The following is a 16,831-nucleotide window of genomic DNA, read 5'->3' on the forward strand; positions in this document are numbered from 1 at the left end:
CAGGACTCGACGAGGAGGACGTGTGATGGCAGCTCAGCGGAAGCGGTACGTGGCCGGCGCCCTGGCGCTCGCCCTGCCGCTCGCCCTGGCGGCGTGCGGCGGCGACAGCAGCGGCGGGGGTGGCGGCGGCGATGCCGACACGCTGACCGTGTGGCACTACGAGAACGAGGACTCGGCGATGGGCCAGGCGTGGGCCCGGGCCATCGAGATCTTCGAGGAGGAGAACCCCGACGTCACGGTGAACGTCGAGAACCAGACGTTCGAGCAGATCCAGAAGAACGCCAAGATCTTCCTCACCGGCGACGACGTGCCGGACGTCATGGAGTACAACAAGGGCAACGCGACCGCGGGCCAGCTCGCCGCGCAGGGCCTGCTCACCCCGCTGACCGAGGAGGCCGAGGCGCGCGGCTGGGCCGAGACCCTGCCCGACTCGATCCAGACCACGGCGACGTACGACGAGCAGGGCCTCATGGGCTCCGGCGACTGGTACGGGGTGCCGAACTACGGCGAGTTCGTCGGCGTCTACTACAACCAGGACATGCTCGACGCCCAGGGCCTCGCGCAGCCGACCACGTTCGACGAGTTCGAGGACGCGCTCGCCACGTTCAAGGCCGCGGGTGTCACGCCGTTGGCCGAGGCGGGATCCGAGTACCCGCTGGGTCAGCTCTGGTACGAGCTCGTGCTGCACTACGCCGACCGCGACCTGGTCGACGCGTACCAGCTGTTCACCGAGGACGTGGACTTCACCGACGAGGCGTTCGTGCAGGCCACCGAGAAGCTCGACGAGTGGATCAAGGCGGGCTACATCGCGTCCGACTCCGCGGCGCTGACCGCCGAGGACATGGGCGTGTCGTTCATCAACGGCACCTACCCGATCATGGTCTCCGGCTCCTGGTGGTTCGGGCGGCTCGTCGAGGAGATCCCGTTCACCTGGACCCAGGCGCTGTTCCCGGACAACACCATGCACCCGGGCTCGTCCGGCAACCTCTGGGTCGTCCCGGAGAACGCCGCGAACAAGGAGCTCGCGTACGAGTTCATCGACATCACCCTGCGGCCCGAGGTGCAGGAGATCCTCGGCCAGAAGGGCGGCCTCCCGGTCGCCGGCGACTCCTCGACCATCACGGACGAGAAGACGAAGGAGATGACGGAGAACTTCGAGTCCGTCCTCGAGGAGGACGGCCTGGCGTTCTACCCCGACTGGCCGGTGCCCGGCTACTACGACGTGATCGTCAGCGAGCTGCAGTCGCTGGTCAACCAGTCGAAGACGCCGACCGAGGTGCTGGACGGCCTGTCCACCGCCTACGAGGACGGCAAGACGGACCTGCTCGAGGGCTGAGCCGCCGTACCCCCGCCCGGGCCGGCGCACGCGAGCGCCGGCCCGGGCGCCCCACCTCTCGAGGAGCCGCATGACCACCGTCGACCGCGCCGCGCCGCCGGCGAGCCGGCCCACCCGGCCCGCCCGCCGCCGCAGCCGCCGCTCGCGCGAGTGGGTCGGGTACCTGCCCTACCTGCTGCCCGGCCTCATCGCCTTCACCGTCGTCATCCTGATCCCGTTCGGGATGAACATCTGGTACAGCCTGCACAAGTGGAAGGGCGGCGCCGCGCCGCTGCGCTGGTACGGGCTCGGCAACTACACCGACCTGCTCGCGGACGAGCAGTTCTGGACGTCGTTCCGGAACTCGATCGCGATGATCCTCGCGATGGTGGTGGTGCCGACGCTGATCGGCCTGCTGCTCGCGACCACCCTGTTCGACGTCCTGGGCAAGCGGTTCGGCCCGCGCGTGGCCTCCGTGCTCCGGGCGACCTACTACCTGCCGCAGATCCTGCCCGTCGCCGTCGCCGGCGTGCTGTGGAACTGGATCCTCAACTCCCAGACCGGCGCGGTGAACGTGATCCTGCGCGAGCTGGGCGTCGCGAACCCGCCGAACTGGCTGGGCTCGACCGACACCGCCCTGCCGACGGTCATGCTCGTGCTGATCTGGATCCAGATCGGCTACCCGGTCGTCATCTTCATGTCGGCGCTGCAGCGGGTCGACCCCGAGCTGTACGAGGCGGCCGAGCTCGACGGCGCCGGCTGGTGGCACCGGTTCCGGGCCATCACGATCCCGCAGATCAAGCCGGAGACGTTCGTCATCACGCTGACCTGCACCGTGGCCGCGCTCAAGGTGTTCGGCCCGATCTACGTGCTGACCCGCGGCGGACCCGAGTCGTCGACCCTCGTGCCGTCCTACTACTCGTACCTCAACTTCTTCGACAAGTCGAAGGTCGGCTACGGGGCCGCGATCGCGAACGTCCTGACGGTCCTCATCATCCTCGTGGCCGTCGTCATCATGGTGCTGCAGGCCCGCAGCGCCCGCCGTGAGGAGGAGGGTCGCTGATGGCCGCCCCGATCGAGACGCTGCCGACGCCGGTCGCCGGCCGGCCGCCGCGCCCGCCGCGCGTCCGGGCCACCGAGGTGGACCGCCGGCACCGCCGCGGCACCGCGCGCTGGTTCGTGCTCGCCGGCGCGGTGCTGGTCGCCGTCGTCATGCTTGTGCCGTTCCTCATCATGGTGCTCAACGCGTTCAAGGCGCCGGCGGACTACTCGCAGAACGGCCCGCTGTCCTGGCCGGCGGAGTTCTACACCGAGGGCCTGCGGAACTTCTGGACCCGCGTGAACTTCCCGGAGAAGCTGGTCAACTCGATCTGGATCTCCGGTGCCGTGGCCGTGTTCGGCGTGACGCTGTCGCTGTTCAGCGCGTACGCGCTCGGCGTCGGCCGCGTGAAGGGCCGGATGTCGATCGTCACCCTGTTCCTGCTGGCCAACATGCTCCCGCAGGAGGTGCTGGTCTACCCGCTGTTCCAGATGGCGCAGCAGGTCGGGCTGAGCAACAACCAGTGGTCGGTCATCATCATCTTCACGGTGATCCAGGCCGCGTTCGGCACCTACCTGCTGTCGTCGGTGCTGGGCACGTTCCCGAAGGCGCTGCTCGAGGCGGCGTCCCTCGACGGCGCGGGCCGGTGGCGGACGCTGTGGGGCGTCGTGTTCCCGGTGGTCCGGCCGACGCTGAGCGTCCTGCTGATCTTCTTCTTCATCTGGACGTGGAACGAGTTCTTCATCCCGCTGGTCATGCTCACGACCAACGCCACCCAGACGATCCCGGTGGCCCTCGCCTCCCTGCAGGGCGACCGCCTGATGGACGCGCCGACGACCAACGCGGGCGCCCTCGTCTCGATGATCCCGGCGATCGTCTTCTTCCTCATCTTCCAGCGCACGCTGACCCGCGGGATCACCGCGGGCGCGGTCAAGTAAGGGCACCTCATGAAGTTCACCGACGGCTACTGGCAGACCCTCCCCGGCGTGACGGTGCAGCGCCCGCGCGCGGTCGACGAGGTCGTGCTGGGCGAGCGGACGCTGACCGCGTACGCCGGCACCGGCCGCCTCGCCACGCGCGGCGACACCCTCAACCACCCGCTCATCACGATCACCCTCGACTCGCCCGCCGAGGGGGTGCTCGGCGTGACGATCGAGCACCACCAGGGCGGCGTCGACCCCGGGCCGGCGTTCGCGCTCGCGGACGCCGCGCCGCACGTGGTGGTCGCCGGGCCCACCGACGACGACCCGCGCGCCTCGCTCACCACCGGCAACCTCACCGCCCGGGTGTCGACGACGGGGGAGTGGGCGCTCGACGTCGAGGTCGACGGGCGGGTCGTCACCGGCGCCACCTCGCGCGGCGTCGGCGTGATCACGGACGCCGAGGGCCGGCCGTTCGTCCGCGAGCAGCTCGGCCTCGGCGTGGGCGACCACGTCTACGGGCTCGGCGAGCGGTTCACCCCGTTCGTGAAGAACGGCCAGACCGTCGACATCTGGAACGCGGACGGCGGCACGTCCTCGGAGCAGTCGTACAAGAACGTGCCGTTCTACCTGACCGACGCGGGCTACGGCGTGTTCGTCGACCACCCCGGGCACGTCTCGTTCGAGATCGGCTCGGAGGTCGTGTCCCGGACGCAGTTCAGCGTCGCGGGGCAGCGCCTGCGGTACTACGTGATCGCCGGGCCCGACCCCAAGGACGTGCTGCGCCGGTACACCGCGCTGACCGGCCGCCCGGCCGCGGTGCCGGACTGGTCGTACGGCCTGTGGCTGTCGACCTCGTTCACCACGGACTACGACGAGGCCACCGTCCTGTCGTTCATCGACGGCATGGCCGAGCGCGGGCTGCCGCTGTCGGTGTTCCACTTCGACTGCTTCTGGATGCGCAAGTTCCACTGGTGCGACTTCGTCTGGGACCCGGCGACGTTCCCGGACCCGGAGGGCCTGCTCGCGCGGCTGCACGAGCGCGACCTGCAGGTGTGCGTGTGGATCAACCCGTACATCGCGCAGCGCTCGCACCTGTTCGCCGAGGGCGCCGAGCTCGGGTACCTCGTGAAGCGCGCCGACGGCTCGGTGTGGCAGTGGGACATGTGGCAGGCCGGCATGGGCCTCGTCGACTTCACCAACCCCAAGGCCACCGCGTGGTTCAAGGGCAAGCTCCGGGCCCTGCTCGACATGGGCGTCGACTGCTTCAAGACCGACTTCGGCGAGCGGATCCCGACGGACGTCGTCTGGCACGACGGCTCGGACCCCGAGCGGATGCACAACTACTACACGCACCTCTACAACAAGGCGGTCTTCGAGCTGCTCGAGGAGGTCAGGGGCGAGGGCGAGGCCGTGCTGTTCGCGCGGTCGGCCACCGCCGGCGGCCAGCAGTTCCCCGTGCACTGGGGCGGCGACTGCGAGTCGACCTTCGTGTCCATGGCGGAGTCGCTGCGCGGCGGGCTGTCGCTCGCGTCCTCCGGGTTCGGCTACTGGTCGCACGACATCGGCGGGTTCGAGGGCACGCCCGACCCGGCGGTGTTCAAGCGCTGGCTCGCGTTCGGCCTGCTGTCCTCGCACTCCCGGCTGCACGGCTCGTCGTCGTACCGGGTGCCGTGGGCGTTCGACGACGAGTCGGTCAAGGTCACGCAGCGGTTCACCGAGCTCAAGCTCTCGCTCATGCCGTACCTGTCCGCGGTGGGCCGCGAGGCGCACACCGACGGGCTGCCGGTGATGCGGCCGCTGTTCCTCGAGTTCCCCGGCGACCCGGGCGCGGCGACCGTCGACACCCAGTACGCGCTCGGCCCGTCGCTGCTGGTCGCGCCCGTGTTCACCGCGGACGGCGACGTCGACGTGTACGTGCCCGAGGGGGAGTGGACGTCGCTGCTCGACGGCTCGACCGTGCACGGGCCGCGGTGGCACCGGCAGCGGCACGGGTTCGACTCCCTGCCCGTGCTCGTCCGCCCCGGCACGCTGCTGCCCGTCGGCGCGCGCACCGACCGCCCGGACTACGACCACGCCGACGGCGTCACGCTGCGGGTGTTCGGGCTGGCGGACGGCGCCGAGGCGCGGACCACGGTCCGCGGCGAGGCGGGCGACGTGGAGTTCGTCGCGCGCCGGTCGGGCGCGACGGTGACCGTCGAGGCGACGGGCGCCGTCCCGGCGACGTGGTCCGTGGCGTCGGCCCTGGGCACCGCGACCGCGGCGCAGGGCGCCCGCGCGGAGCTGACGCTGCCCGCCTGACCCGCCCGCGCTCGGGCGCCGCCGCGCCCCGCCGCGCCCGCCGCGCCCGCCGCGCCCCGCCGCACTCGCCGAGACCCACTGATCCGACCGAGACCCCCGCCCGCGACGGGTGGGCTCGGCGGAATCAGTGGGTCTCGGCGACCGAGAAGCGGCACGCGCGCCCGACGAGGGGTGCGGGAGCGCTCCCACCTTCGTGTATCGTAACGATTCGACAGCGCCGTCCCGCGGCTCGACCTGAACCGAGGAACCCCTATGACCACCACCCGCCCCTCCGGGCGCACGTTCCCCGCCGACTTCCTCTGGGGGTCCGCGACCGCCGCCTACCAGATCGAGGGCGCCGCCACCGAGGGCGGCCGCGCGCCGTCCATCTGGGACACGTTCTCCGAGCGGCCCGGCGCCGTGCTCAACGGCGACACCGGCGCCGTCGCGGCCGACCACTACCACCGCGTCCCCGAGGACGTCGCGCTCATGCAGCGGCTCGGCCTGCAGGCGTACCGGCTGTCGGTCGCCTGGCCGCGCGTCCAGCCGACCGGCTCGGGCGAGTGGAACGACGAGGGCCTGGCCTTCTACGCCGACCTCGTCGACCGCCTGATCGCGGCCGGCATCAAGCCGGTCGTCACGCTCTACCACTGGGACCTGCCGCAGGCCCTGGAGGACGAGGGCGGCTGGACGAACCGTGACACCGCGTACCGGTTCGCCGACTACGCCCGCAAGCTCGCCGAGGTGCTGGGCGACAAGGTCACCGTGTGGACCACGCTCAACGAGCCGTGGTGCTCCGCGTACCTCGGCTACGCGTCCGGCGTGCACGCCCCGGGCCGCACCGAGCAGGGCGCCGCGCTCGCGGCGGTGCACCACCTCAACCTCGCGCACGGCCTGGCCGCCCGCGCCATCCGCGAGGTGCTCGGCGACGCCGCGCAGGTCTCGATCACGCTCAACCTGCACGTGACCCGCGCCGCGTCCGACGCGCCGGAGGACGTCGAGGCCAAGCGCCAGGTCGACACCGTGGCGAACGAGGTGTTCCTGCAGCCGCTGCTCGAGGGCCGGTACCCGGAGAACGTGGTCGCGCAGACGGCCGCCGTGTCCGACTGGTCGTTCGTCCAGGACGGCGACCTCGCGCTCATCCAGCAGCCGATCGACCTGCTGGGCATCAACTACTACTCGACGGGCCGCGTGCAGCGGCTGCACGGCGAGCCGGTCGTCGGCGACGGCAGCCCGGGCGTCGACGGCCACAAGTCGTCCGCGGTCAGCCCGTGGGTCGGCTGCGACGACGTCGAGTGGCTGCCGCAGCCCGGCCCGCACACCGCGATGGGCTGGAACATCGAGCCGCAGGGCCTGGTCGACCTGCTCCTCGAGGTGCACGAGCGCTACCCGGGCCTGCCGCTGGCCGTCACCGAGAACGGCGCCGCGTTCGCCGACGAGGTGTCCGCCGACGGCCGCGTGCACGACCTCGACCGCGTGGAGTACCTGCACGACCACATCGACGCCGTGGGCGCCGCGATGGACGCCGGCGCGGACGTGCGCGGGTACTTCGTCTGGTCGCTGATGGACAACTTCGAGTGGGCCTACGGCTACGACCGCCGGTTCGGCATCGTGCGCGTCGACTACGACACGCTGGAGCGGACGCTCAAGGACTCGGCGCTCTGGTACCGCGACCTGGTGGCGACCCGCACGATCGCGCCGGCGGAGACCGCGGCCGGGCTGTCCTGACGCCGGCGTCCCGGGCCTCCGAACCCGGGGCCGCACGCACGCCCGAGGGCGGCCGCCGCACGGTGGCCGCCCTCCGGCGCGCCGGGGGATGATCGGGGCGTGCCGTCCTCCCGCCGCTCCGGCAAGCGCCCCTACGCCGCCGAGCACGTCCCGCTCGACCTCGACCGGGTGCGCGGCGGCCGCACGTCGGAGGAGGCCGCCGACGGGGCGTGGACCGTGCAGCGCGTCGGCGGCTCGGACCGCACGTTCCGCTGCCCGGGCTGCGACCAGGAGATCGCGCCGGGCACGCCGCACGTCGTCGCGTGGCGGTCGGACGGGCTGTTCGGGGCCGACTCCGCGCTCGCCGACCGGCGGCACTGGCACTCCGCGTGCTGGGCCGCGCGGCACCGGAGGGGGCCGACGCGGCGCTGACCGCCGGACTACGCTCGACCGTGATGACGACCGCAGCCGCTCCCACGCCCATCCGCTCGCTCACCGTCCTGCCCGCGCACCGCGAGGAGGTCGAGCTGCACACCGCCGACGGCCTCACGCTGGTCGGCGAGCTGGCCCTCCCGGTCGACCCGGACGGCACCCCGCGGACCCCCGCGGCGACGCTGGTGACTCTGCACCCGCTGCCGACCCACGGCGGCTACATGGACTCGCACGTGCTGCGGAAGGCCGCCTGGCGGCTGCCGGCGCTCGCCGACGTGGCCGTCCTGCGGTTCAACACCCGGGGCACGTCGAGCCCGCGCGGCACCAGCGAGGGCGCGTTCGACGGCGGGGTCGGCGAGAAGTTCGACGTGCACGCCGCGATCGAGCTCGCCGAGTTCCGCGACCTGCCGCACCCGTGGCTGGTCGGCTGGTCGTTCGGCACCGAGCTCGCGCTCATGCACGGCCTCGACCCCGCGGTCGAGGGGGCCGTCCTGCTGTCGCCGCCGCTGCACCGCGCCACCGACGCCGACCTCGACGCCTGGGACGCCGACGGCAAGCCGCTCGTGGTTCTGGTCCCCGAGCACGACGACTACCTGCGCCCCGCCGAGGCCCGCCAGCGGTTCGGCCGCGTCCGCCAGGCCGAGGTCGTCGCGGTCGACGGTGCCAAGCACCTGTGGGTGGGGGAGCCGTACGTGCGCCGGGTGCTCGACGAGATCGTCGCTCGCGTGCGCCCGGACCTGCCGCTGCCGCTCCCGACGACCTGGGACGGCCCGAGCGAGCAGGCCGAGTCGCCCGCCGTGCCGCAGTCGCCCGACGGCGAGGCCTTCGCCGGCTCCGACCAGGAGGACGCATGACCGCCACCGTCACGCTGCACGCCCTGCGTCCGGGGACCGGGGTGCCGCTCGTGCTGCTGCACGCCTTCCCCCTCGACTCCCGGATGTGGGCCGACGTCGCGCCGCTGCTCGACGGCCCGGTGCTCGCGGTCGACCTGCCCGGGATGGGGGCGGCGCAGGGCGTCGCGCTGCCGGAGCCGTCGCTCGAGGCGGCGGCCGACGCGGTGGCCGCGGTGCTCGCCGAGGCGGGGCACGGCCGCGCCGTCGTCGCCGGCCTGTCCATGGGCGGCTACGTGGCGCTGGCGCTGACCGAGCGGCACCCCGGGCTGGTCGCCGGGCTCGGTCTGCTCGACACCAAGGCGACCGCCGACGCGGACGAGGCGCGCGCCAACCGGCTGCGGGTCGCCGACGCGGTCGAGTCCGGAGGGACGGTGGACGAGGTGCTGCCCATGGCGACCGCGCTGCTCGGCGCCGCGGCCCGAGGGCGTCCCGAGCTCGTCGCCCGGCTCGAGGCGCTCATCGGCGCGCAGCCGCCGGCCGGTGTGGCGTGGTCCCAGCGCGCGATGGCGGCGCGCCCGGACCGCTCGGCGGTGCTCGCCGGGTACCGGGGGCCGGCGCTGGTGCTCGTCGGCGAGGAGGACCAGCCGACGCCGGTCGCCGGCGCCCGCGAGATGGCGGACGCCCTGGGCGTCGAGGCCGTCGTCGTGCCGGGCGCGGGGCACCTGACGGCGGTGGAGACCCCGTCCGCGGTGGCGGAGGCGCTGGGCGCGCTGGCCGGGCGGGCTCGGGGCTGACGTCCCCGGCTGGTCGCGCGGCGCGGCTCGTCGCGCGGGCCCGGCTGCTCGCGCGGGTCTCGCTGATCGATCGGGCGTTCGGGGAACGCCGGCTGGCGCGGCCGTGCGTCGGCGCGCCGGCCGTGCCTCAGGCGGTCGCGTCGCCCAGCGCGCGGGCGAGCGCGACCGGCAGGTCCAGCGACTCCCCGTCCTTGCCGCCGGCGCCGATGACGAGCGGCGGGTCCTGCGGCTCCGGCCGCACGCCGCGCAGCCGCGCGCCCAGGGACGGCGGCACCGTGAGCACGTAGAAGCCGCCGTCGGTGCCGACCGCGACGGTGCGGTCCCGGCGCAGGTACCAGCCCTCGAGCGGGGTGCGGTACCGGCCGCGGCCGCCGTACCCCTGCGCGTGCAGCGGCTCGGGCGCGACGCCGCGGGCGCGCGCGTCGGCGACGAACCGGGCGATCAGCTCGCGCGCGCGGGCCGACTCGGCCTGGCGCCGGGCGCGCAGCGCGGCCTCGTGGGCGTCCGCGGCCTCGCGGCGGCGGGAGCGCCAGTCGGCCGCGGGGGAGACGGGCGCGTGACCCGCACCCGGCGCGTGGCCCGCATCCGGCGCGTCGCCGGCGTCGTGCGCGTCCGGCGCGGAGGTGCCGGCAGCGGCTTCTTCGGGCGCCGGGGTGCCGGGCCCGGAGGTGCGGGGCGCGGCGCCGCCGTCCGGTGCAGCACCGTCGGGCACGCCGGCGGCGCCGGACCCGACCGGGTCCGGCGCCGCCTCGCGCTCGCTCACTTGTCGGCCGGTGCGGCCGCGGCCTCGTCCTCGGACGGCTGCGCACCGGCGGGTTCCTGGGCCGCCGCGGCGGCCTCCTTCGCCGCGGCCGGCCGCTCCGCGTCCTGGGCGGCCCTCGGGTCGGCCGGCGCCGGCACGCGTGTCGCGTCGGCGGCCGTCGTGCCGCCGACCTGCGCGTCGCCGACCTTCACGTCGCCGGTCGGGGCACCGTCCTTCGCGTCGCCGGTCGGGCCACCGTCCTTCGCGTCGACGGCCTTGCCGTCCTCGCCCGTGGCGGGCGCCGCCACGGCGGGCGTCGCCGCCGACACGGGCGCCGGGCGGCCCTTGCCGCGCGCCGGTCGCGCCGCCGGGCGGGCCGCCTGCTTGGCGTCGAACTGCGCCTGCGCCGCGTCGGCCTTCTCCAGCGTCGTCCGGTTCGGCACCGGGTCGTGGCCGAGCAGGTTCCGCAGCTCGTCCAGGTAGGACGTGATCGACTCGCGCTGGCGGTTGAGGTCCTCGACCTGGCGCTGCGCCGTGGTGCGCTCGCGCTCGGACTCGGCCATCGCCTCGGACAGCGTCTTCTCGGCGTGCTCGCGGGCCTCGGCGACGACGCGGTCGGCGTTCGCCCGGGCGTTCGACAGCAGCTCCTTGGAGTGGTTCTGCGAGTCGACGCGGATCTTCTCGGCCTGCTCCAGCGCCTTCGCCACCCGCTGCTCGGCGTCCGCGGCGTGCGCCTCGGCGTCGGAGACGAGCTTCTCGGTCTCGGCGCGCGCGGTGGCGTGCCGCTCGGCGTCGGCCCGCTCGGCCGCCTCGCGCTGCGCGGCGATCTGCAGCTCGGCGTCGGCGAGCGCCTGCCGCGCCTGCGCGGTGAGGGCGTCGGCCTCGGCGCGGGCCGCGGACCGGACCTCCTCGGCCGCGCGGGTCGCCTCGGTGAGCTGCCGCTCGACGTCCAGGCGGGTGGCCTCCCGCAGCTCGGCCACCTCGCGCTCGGTCCGCTCACGCAGCTCCGTGGTCTCGCGCTCGGTCCGCTCGCGCAGCTCCGTGGTCTCGCGCTCGGCGAGCGCGCGCAGCGTCGCGGCCTCGTGCTCGGTCCGCTCCCGCAGCTCGGTGGTCTCGCGCTCGGCGGCGGCCCGGAGCCCGCTCGCGTACTGCTCGGACTCCGCCCGGGTGGCGGCGAGCGCCTGCTCGGCCTCCTGCCGGGTCGCGGCGATCTCGTCGGCGACCGCGGCGCGCAGCTCGCCGGTCTCCCGGTCGGCGGTCGCGCGCACGAAGCCGGAGTACTGCTCGGCCTCGGCGCGCAGCGCGGTCGTCTCCGCGGTCGCGCGCTGCTGCAGCTCGGCGGCGGCCCGCTCGGCGGCGGCCCGGACCGAGTCGGCGTGCGCGGCGGCGTCGGCGCGCAGCGCGCGAGCCTCCTCGTTCGCCGCCTGCCGCGCCTCGGCGATCTCGGTCGCGGCGACCGACCGCTGCATGGCGGCCCAGCGCTCCGCCTCGGTGCGCAGCTCGGCGAGCTCGGCGGTCACGCGCTGGCGCAGCGCGGTCGTCTCCGCGTCGGCCGCCTGGCGCAGGTCCTGGTCGTAGCGCTCGGCGTCCGCGCGCATCGCCGTGGTCTCCGTCTCGGTGCGCGTGCGCAGCTCCTCGGCGGCCTGCTCGGTGCTGATCCGCAGCTCGGTCGTCTCGCGCTCGACCGTCGCGCGGAGCGTGCCGAGCTCGCGCTCGAGCGTCGCACGGCGCTCGCTCTCCTCCGTCTGGATCGCGGTCTGGATCCGGGCGGCCTCGCGCTCCGCCGACCCGACCAGCTCCTCCGCGCGCCGCTGCGCGCCGGTGAGCGTGCTCTCCGCCTCGGTGTGCGCGGTCGACCGCTCCTCCGTCGCCTCGCGGCGCGCGGTCGCCAGCATCTCGGCCACCTCGTTCTCCGCGCGGGCGCGGAGCTGGCCGGCGGCGAGCCGCGCCCGGGCGAGGGCGTCGGACGCCTGGGCGTTCGCCTGCTGCACGACGTCCGACGACTGCTCCTCGGCGGAGCGCAGCAGCATCTCGATCCGCGAGCCGAGACCCGAGTACGTGGGGCGCTCGGCCTCGCGCAGCTGGCGGTGCGCCTCGGACAGCTCGCCCGAGATCTGCAGCACCCGCTCGTCCATCGACGCGACCTGGTTGCGGGCGTCCTGCAGCGCGCGCTCGAGCTCCGACATCCGGGTGTCGACGGGTCCGCGGTCGTAGCCACGGAAGTTGACCACGGGGAAGGGCGTACGGTCGTCTGCCACGAAGTTCCTCCTGCGAGCGCGCGCGAGCGCTTGTGGGGACGGCCTCCGGGCGGGAGGCTCGGGGCGTCGGTCGGCCCGCGTCCGCCGTCCAGGGTATCGGCAGGCCCGCGCCGCGGGACACCGTCGCCCGGCCCCCTCAGCCGCCCGATTTGCCCGGACCCCGAGGTGGTCCGCCTATCCTGGGCTGTCACGTTCGAGAGGAAGATGCGTGCTCCAACGACTGATCGCCGCCGTCCTCGGGGTGCTCGGGGTCGCGGCCATCGGGCTCGGCGTCGCCTCCGCCACCGTCTGGCGCGCGGACGACCCGCTGGTCGCCACGGCCGAGCCCGGGGACGGCACGAGGACCCTCGTGACCGACCCCGGCGTGCTCGAGCTCGCGGGCGACCCCGTGACCGTCACCGTCCGCGCCGAGGGCTCGCCCGTCGTGCTCGCGGTGGGCCGCGACACCGACGTGACGGCCTGGGTCGGCAGCGACCCGTACGCACGGGTGACCGGGCTGTCGGACTGGCACACGCTCGCCACCACGGCCGGGGCGGACCCGGCGGCGACGCCCGCCCCGTCGGCCTCGGCGACGGAGGAGGGGGCCGCGGCGTCGCCGTCCCCGTCCGCGAGCGGCGAGGCCACCGAGGACGCCGCCACGGCCGCCGACCCGACCGGCAACGACATGTGGGTCGTCGAGGTCACCGGCGAGGACACCGCCACGCTCGAGTGGCCGGCCCAGGAGGGTCGCTGGTCCCTGCTCGCCGTGAGCCTCGGCGACACCGCGCCCGTGCTCGACCTGTCCTGGCCGCAGACCGTGACGACCCCGTGGCTGTGGCCGGGCGTCGCGCTGGGCGTGCTGCTCCTGGCGGTCGCCGCGGTGCTGCTCGTCCGCATCATCCGCGAGCGGCGCGAGGGCCCCGACGCCGGCTGGACCGACGTCAGCACCGGCACGCTCGCGACCGTGCCGCTGCCCGCGAGCGCCGGGTCGCCCGGCGCCGGGATGCCGGCCGGGGCGGTCCCCGTGGGCACGGTCACGCCCGGCGCCCCGCTCACCCGCCGGCAGCTCCGCGAGGCCGAGGCCGCCGCGGCGGCCGCGCGCCGGCGGGGCGGGCGGACGCCGACGGGGTCCGTCCCCGTGGTCACGGGCGCGACCCCGGTCGTGACCGGCGCGACCCCCGTCGTCACCGGGGCGACGCCCGCGGCCGGCGACGCGGCCCCGGGCGGCGACGGCCCGCAGCAGGCGACGCCGCGTGCCGCCGGTCAGCCGGCGCCCGCGCAGCCGACCGCGCCGAGCCGTCCGGGCGCGCCCGGGCAGCCCGCCGCGGCCGCGCAGCCGACCGCGCCCGGGCAGCGGTCGACGCCCACGGGGCCGACCGGGTCCGGCGAGGCGGCCGCGCCCGTCCGGCCGGCCGCGCCCGCGCAGCCGGCGCCCGCCGCGCAGCCGGCGTCCGCCGCGCAGCGGGCGTCCGCGGGGCAGGCCCCCGCGCAGGCCACCCCGTCCCCGGCCGCGACCGGCCGCCCGGGCACTCCCGCCCCGGGTACGGCGACCGCGCCCGGCGGGCGTCCGTCGGACCCGGCCGCGAACACCGCCGCCGGGGCCGCCGACACCACCGGGGCGGTACCCGCCGCGGGCCCGGACGCCGAGCCCGGCCCGCGCTCGCGCCGCCTGGCGGACCGCCTGCCGTGGCGCCGCGGCCGCGCGGCCGACGCGCACCCGGACGCCCCGGCGCAGGCCGACGGCCAGGACGCCCCGGTGTCCCCGGCGCGCTCGTCCTGGTCGCCCGTCCCCGCACCCGGGACCGGGCCCACGGCCGGGTCCGACGCGTCCTCGCCCGCCGGCGGCACGGCAGGAGCACCGGGCACGACCGCGCGGCCGACCGCGCCCGCGGCGCCCGCCGCCGCGGCGCCCACAGGCACCCCCGCCCCCGGCGCACCACCCGCGGCGCGTCCGGGCACGACGGCGCCCGCACCGGGCGCCGCGGCCGGCTCGGCGCCCGCGGACGAGGACGCCGCCACGCGCGCCCAGCGCGCGGACGCGTGGCGCCGGATGTGGGGGTTCCCCGACGCCGCGCCCGCGCCGCAGGACGACGACACCCCGGAGGAGGGCCGATGACCGCACGCACCACGGGCCGCACGCGCCCCGTGCGCCGTCGCCTCGCGGGCACCGCCGTCGCGGTGGTCGCCGCGCTCGGGCTGGCGGCCTGCGCGAACCCCGTCCCGGAGCCCGCGCCCGACGCGGCGCCGGCGGTCCCGCCGCCCGCGCTGACGGTGGCCCAGTCGACGAGCGTGCTCGACCAGGTCGGCGCGGTGCTCGCCGCCGGGGACGCGGCGCTCGACCCGGCGGGCCTCGACGCCCGCCTGACCGGCCCGGCGCTGGCGATCCGGTCGGCTGAGTACACCCGCGCGTCCGCGACCGGCGGAGAGCGCCCCCCGGTCACGCTGCCGATGACCGCGCAGACGACGATCATCCCGGACACCGACACCTGGCCGCGGACGCAGATGGTGGTGACCGAGCAGCCCGACGACCTGCAGGCGCCGCTGCTGCTCGTCCTGCAGCAGGAGGGACCGCGCGAGCCGTACCGGCTCTGGAGCTGGTCCCGGCTCGGGCCGTCGGTCGAGATGCCGCTGACCGCGACGCCGGAGGAGGGCAGCGAGCCCGTGGCCGCGGACGACGACTCGCTCCTGCTCTCGCCGAACGAGGCGATGGCGCAGTACGCGGACGTGCTGACCAACGGCGACGCGTCCGCCGCGGCGGCGACGTTCCCGGCGGACTTCTTCCGGACCGCGATCACCGAGGCGCGCAATCAGACGGTCGCGAGCCTGCAGGCCGTGGCGTCCGTGACGGAGACGGTCGCGCCAGAGCAGGGAGCGGTCACCGCGCTCCGGACGGCGGACGGCGGCGCGATCGTCGTCGGCCAGCTCACGACGGTGACCACCGCGACGCTGTCCCAGGGCAGCATCACGCTGAACGACCCGCTCGACGCCGCGCTGTCCGGCAAGCAGAGCGTGTCCGCCAACCTGGTGCGCACGTGGACCGACGTGGTAGCGATGTACGTGCCGCCGGCGGGCGGCGCGGAGACGGTGACCGTGCTGGCGGCGGAGCACGCGCGCACAGCGGTCACCGGTGAGTGACGACGTCAGAGCACGCGAGAGCAGGAGCACTTCGCCCATGAGCCAGAACCCGGCCAACGACCCGCGCCTCGACGTGCGCGGGGCGGTCGACCTCTCCGGGCTGGGGCGCCCGGCCACCCCCGCGCCCGGCACGCCCGGCGGACTGCCGGCGCCGGGCCCCTTCACGGTGGACGTCGACACCGAGGGCTTCCCGGCCCTGGTCCAGTCGTCGACCCAGCACCCGGTGGTCGTCCTGCTGTGGGCGTCGTGGAGCGAGACCAGCATCAACCTGGCGCGCGACCTCGGGGCGCTCGCCGACCAGCTCGGCGGCCGGCTGCTGCTCGCCCGGATCGACTCCGAGGCCAACCCGCAGGTCGCGGCCGCGTTCCAGACGCAGTCCGTCCCCGCGGTCGTGGCGGTCCTCGCGGGGCAGCCGCTCCCGCTGTTCCAGGGTGCGCCGCCGGCGGACCAGGTGCGGGGCGTGCTCGAGCAGGTGCTCGAGGCGGCTGCGGCCAACGGCATCACCGGAACGGTCGCGGCCCGCGAGGCGGAGCCGGCGCCGGCCGAGCCCGAGGAGCCGCCGCTGCCGCCGCTGCACCAGGAGGCGTACGACGCGATCGAGCGCGACGACCTGCCGGCGGCGGCCGCGGCGTACGAGCAGGCGCTCAAGGAGAACCCGCGGGACGACATGGCCCGCGCGGGTCTGGCGCAGGTCGGGCTGCTGACCCGGACCCGCGACGTCGACCTCGCCGCGGTGCGCAAGGCCGCGGCCGACGCCCCGACCGACGTGGACGCGCAGCTGGCGGTCGCCGACGTCGACGTGCTCGGCGGGCAGATCGAGGACGCGTTCGCCCGGCTCGTCGACACCGTCCGCGTCACGTTCGGCCCCGACCGGGAGCGCCTGCGGGTGCGGCTGGTGGAGCTGTTCGACGTCGTCGGGGCGGACGACCCGCGCGTCGCCGCCGCGCGCCGCGCGCTGGCGAACGCCCTGTACTGAGTCCGGCGCCGGCCGCGCCCTTCGGGGGAGCGGAGCTCGCCGCGGGCCCGTCCCGACCGCCGTGGTCGGGGCGGGCCCGCGCCGTTCCCGGCCGACCGCGGGCGGGGGATCGCCGCAGGTCGGGGGCGGGTTCGGGGGTGACCGCCGTCACGGCTCCCCGAGTTGACGGTCCCGAGCGGGCGTGCGTAATGTTCTTCTTCGTCGCCCGGCAGGGAGGAACGGACACCGAGGATCAACCCGGTGGCTGGTCCCCCGGACGACCACCCCCAACGCAAGGCCGATCGGGACGCATGTGCCCGGACTTCGCCGCGCCGCGGGACGATCCACGAGGTCGAGACGGTCCGCACGGACTTGACCGGCCGGATCGGATCGGATAAGTTTGAACGGTTGCCTCCGGTCAGGAGCTCGCAAGAGTCACTGA

At 75.6% G+C, this 16,831-nt stretch carries 13 protein-coding genes; 11 read left to right on the forward strand and 2 right to left on the reverse strand.

All coding sequences use genetic code 11. The features are described from left to right. Nucleotides 1-25 precede the first annotated feature (25 nt). The 8 genes from Cpa01nite_RS15755 to Cpa01nite_RS15790 all read left to right on the forward strand — a co-directional run bounded on the left by Cpa01nite_RS15755 (nt 26) and on the right by Cpa01nite_RS15790 (nt 9,320). Nucleotides 26-1,336, forward strand: coding sequence for an ABC transporter substrate-binding protein (locus Cpa01nite_RS15755; RefSeq protein WP_203669700.1), 1,311 nt, complete (start codon nt 26-28; stop codon nt 1,334-1,336). A 70-nt stretch (nt 1,337-1,406) separates the two neighbouring features. Next, nucleotides 1,407-2,378, forward strand: coding sequence for a carbohydrate ABC transporter permease (locus Cpa01nite_RS15760; protein ID WP_203669701.1), 972 nt, complete (start codon nt 1,407-1,409; stop codon nt 2,376-2,378). Further along, the gene (locus Cpa01nite_RS15765; protein ID WP_203669702.1) at nt 2,378-3,292 is read left to right on the forward strand and encodes a carbohydrate ABC transporter permease; all 915 of its coding nucleotides are present in this window, start codon (nt 2,378-2,380) and stop codon (nt 3,290-3,292) included. Before Cpa01nite_RS15760 ends, Cpa01nite_RS15765 begins: the two co-directional genes overlap by 1 nt. Nucleotides 3,293-3,301: 9 nt before the next feature. Further along, the gene (gene yicI, locus Cpa01nite_RS15770; RefSeq protein ID WP_203669703.1) at nt 3,302-5,575 is read left to right on the forward strand and encodes an alpha-xylosidase; all 2,274 of its coding nucleotides are present in this window, start codon (nt 3,302-3,304) and stop codon (nt 5,573-5,575) included. 252 nt (nt 5,576-5,827) lie between these two features. Continuing rightward, nucleotides 5,828-7,282: a glycoside hydrolase family 1 protein gene (locus tag Cpa01nite_RS15775; RefSeq protein ID WP_203669704.1), complete on the forward strand. Its 1,455-nt coding sequence runs from the start codon at nt 5,828-5,830 to the stop codon at nt 7,280-7,282. A gap of 99 nt (nt 7,283-7,381) precedes the next feature. Continuing rightward, nucleotides 7,382-7,693, forward strand: a complete 312-nt coding sequence (locus tag Cpa01nite_RS15780) for an Rv1322 family protein (protein ID WP_203669705.1) — start codon at nt 7,382-7,384, stop codon at nt 7,691-7,693. Nucleotides 7,694-7,716: 23 nt separating this feature from the next. Beyond that, a complete protein-coding gene (locus Cpa01nite_RS15785) occupies nt 7,717-8,547 on the forward strand; it encodes an alpha/beta hydrolase (protein ID WP_203669706.1) in 831 nt (276 codons plus the stop codon). Further along, nucleotides 8,544-9,320 carry an alpha/beta fold hydrolase gene (locus tag Cpa01nite_RS15790; protein WP_203669707.1) on the forward strand — a complete coding sequence of 259 codons (777 nt, stop codon included), beginning with the start codon at nt 8,544-8,546 and terminating at the stop codon, nt 9,318-9,320. Before Cpa01nite_RS15785 ends, Cpa01nite_RS15790 begins: the two co-directional genes overlap by 4 nt. A 127-nt stretch (nt 9,321-9,447) precedes the next feature. On the opposite strand, the gene Cpa01nite_RS18950 is transcribed toward Cpa01nite_RS15790, so the two are convergent. Together Cpa01nite_RS18950 and Cpa01nite_RS15800 are read right to left on the reverse strand one after the other, a co-directional pair. Next, nucleotides 9,448-10,083 carry a hypothetical protein gene (locus Cpa01nite_RS18950; RefSeq protein ID WP_308439393.1) on the reverse strand — a complete coding sequence of 212 codons (636 nt, stop codon included), beginning with the start codon at nt 10,081-10,083 and terminating at the stop codon, nt 9,448-9,450. Next, complete coding sequence (locus tag Cpa01nite_RS15800; RefSeq protein WP_203669708.1) at nt 10,080-12,320, reverse strand: coiled-coil domain-containing protein; 2,241 nt, start codon at nt 12,318-12,320, stop codon at nt 10,080-10,082. Before Cpa01nite_RS15800 ends, Cpa01nite_RS18950 begins: the two co-directional genes overlap by 4 nt. A gap of 208 nt (nt 12,321-12,528) precedes the next feature. Here Cpa01nite_RS15800 and Cpa01nite_RS15805 point away from each other — a divergent pair, with 208 nt between their 5' ends. From Cpa01nite_RS15805 to Cpa01nite_RS15815, 3 genes are read left to right on the forward strand one after another with little or no spacing between them, the layout of a single operon-like run. Beyond that, the gene (locus Cpa01nite_RS15805) at nt 12,529-14,415 is read left to right on the forward strand and encodes a hypothetical protein (protein ID WP_203669709.1); all 1,887 of its coding nucleotides are present in this window, start codon (nt 12,529-12,531) and stop codon (nt 14,413-14,415) included. Beyond that, nucleotides 14,412-15,434, forward strand: coding sequence for a DUF8094 domain-containing protein (locus tag Cpa01nite_RS15810; RefSeq protein WP_203669710.1), 1,023 nt, complete (start codon nt 14,412-14,414; stop codon nt 15,432-15,434). Before Cpa01nite_RS15805 ends, Cpa01nite_RS15810 begins: the two co-directional genes overlap by 4 nt. 37 nt (nt 15,435-15,471) lie before the next feature. Next, the gene (locus Cpa01nite_RS15815) at nt 15,472-16,410 is read left to right on the forward strand and encodes a tetratricopeptide repeat protein (RefSeq protein ID WP_203669711.1); all 939 of its coding nucleotides are present in this window, start codon (nt 15,472-15,474) and stop codon (nt 16,408-16,410) included. Nucleotides 16,411-16,831: the final 421 nt, after the last annotated feature.

It is taken from the genome of Cellulomonas pakistanensis (assembly GCF_016862755.1).
Classification (GTDB): Bacteria; Actinomycetota; Actinomycetes; order Actinomycetales; family Cellulomonadaceae; genus Cellulomonas; species Cellulomonas pakistanensis.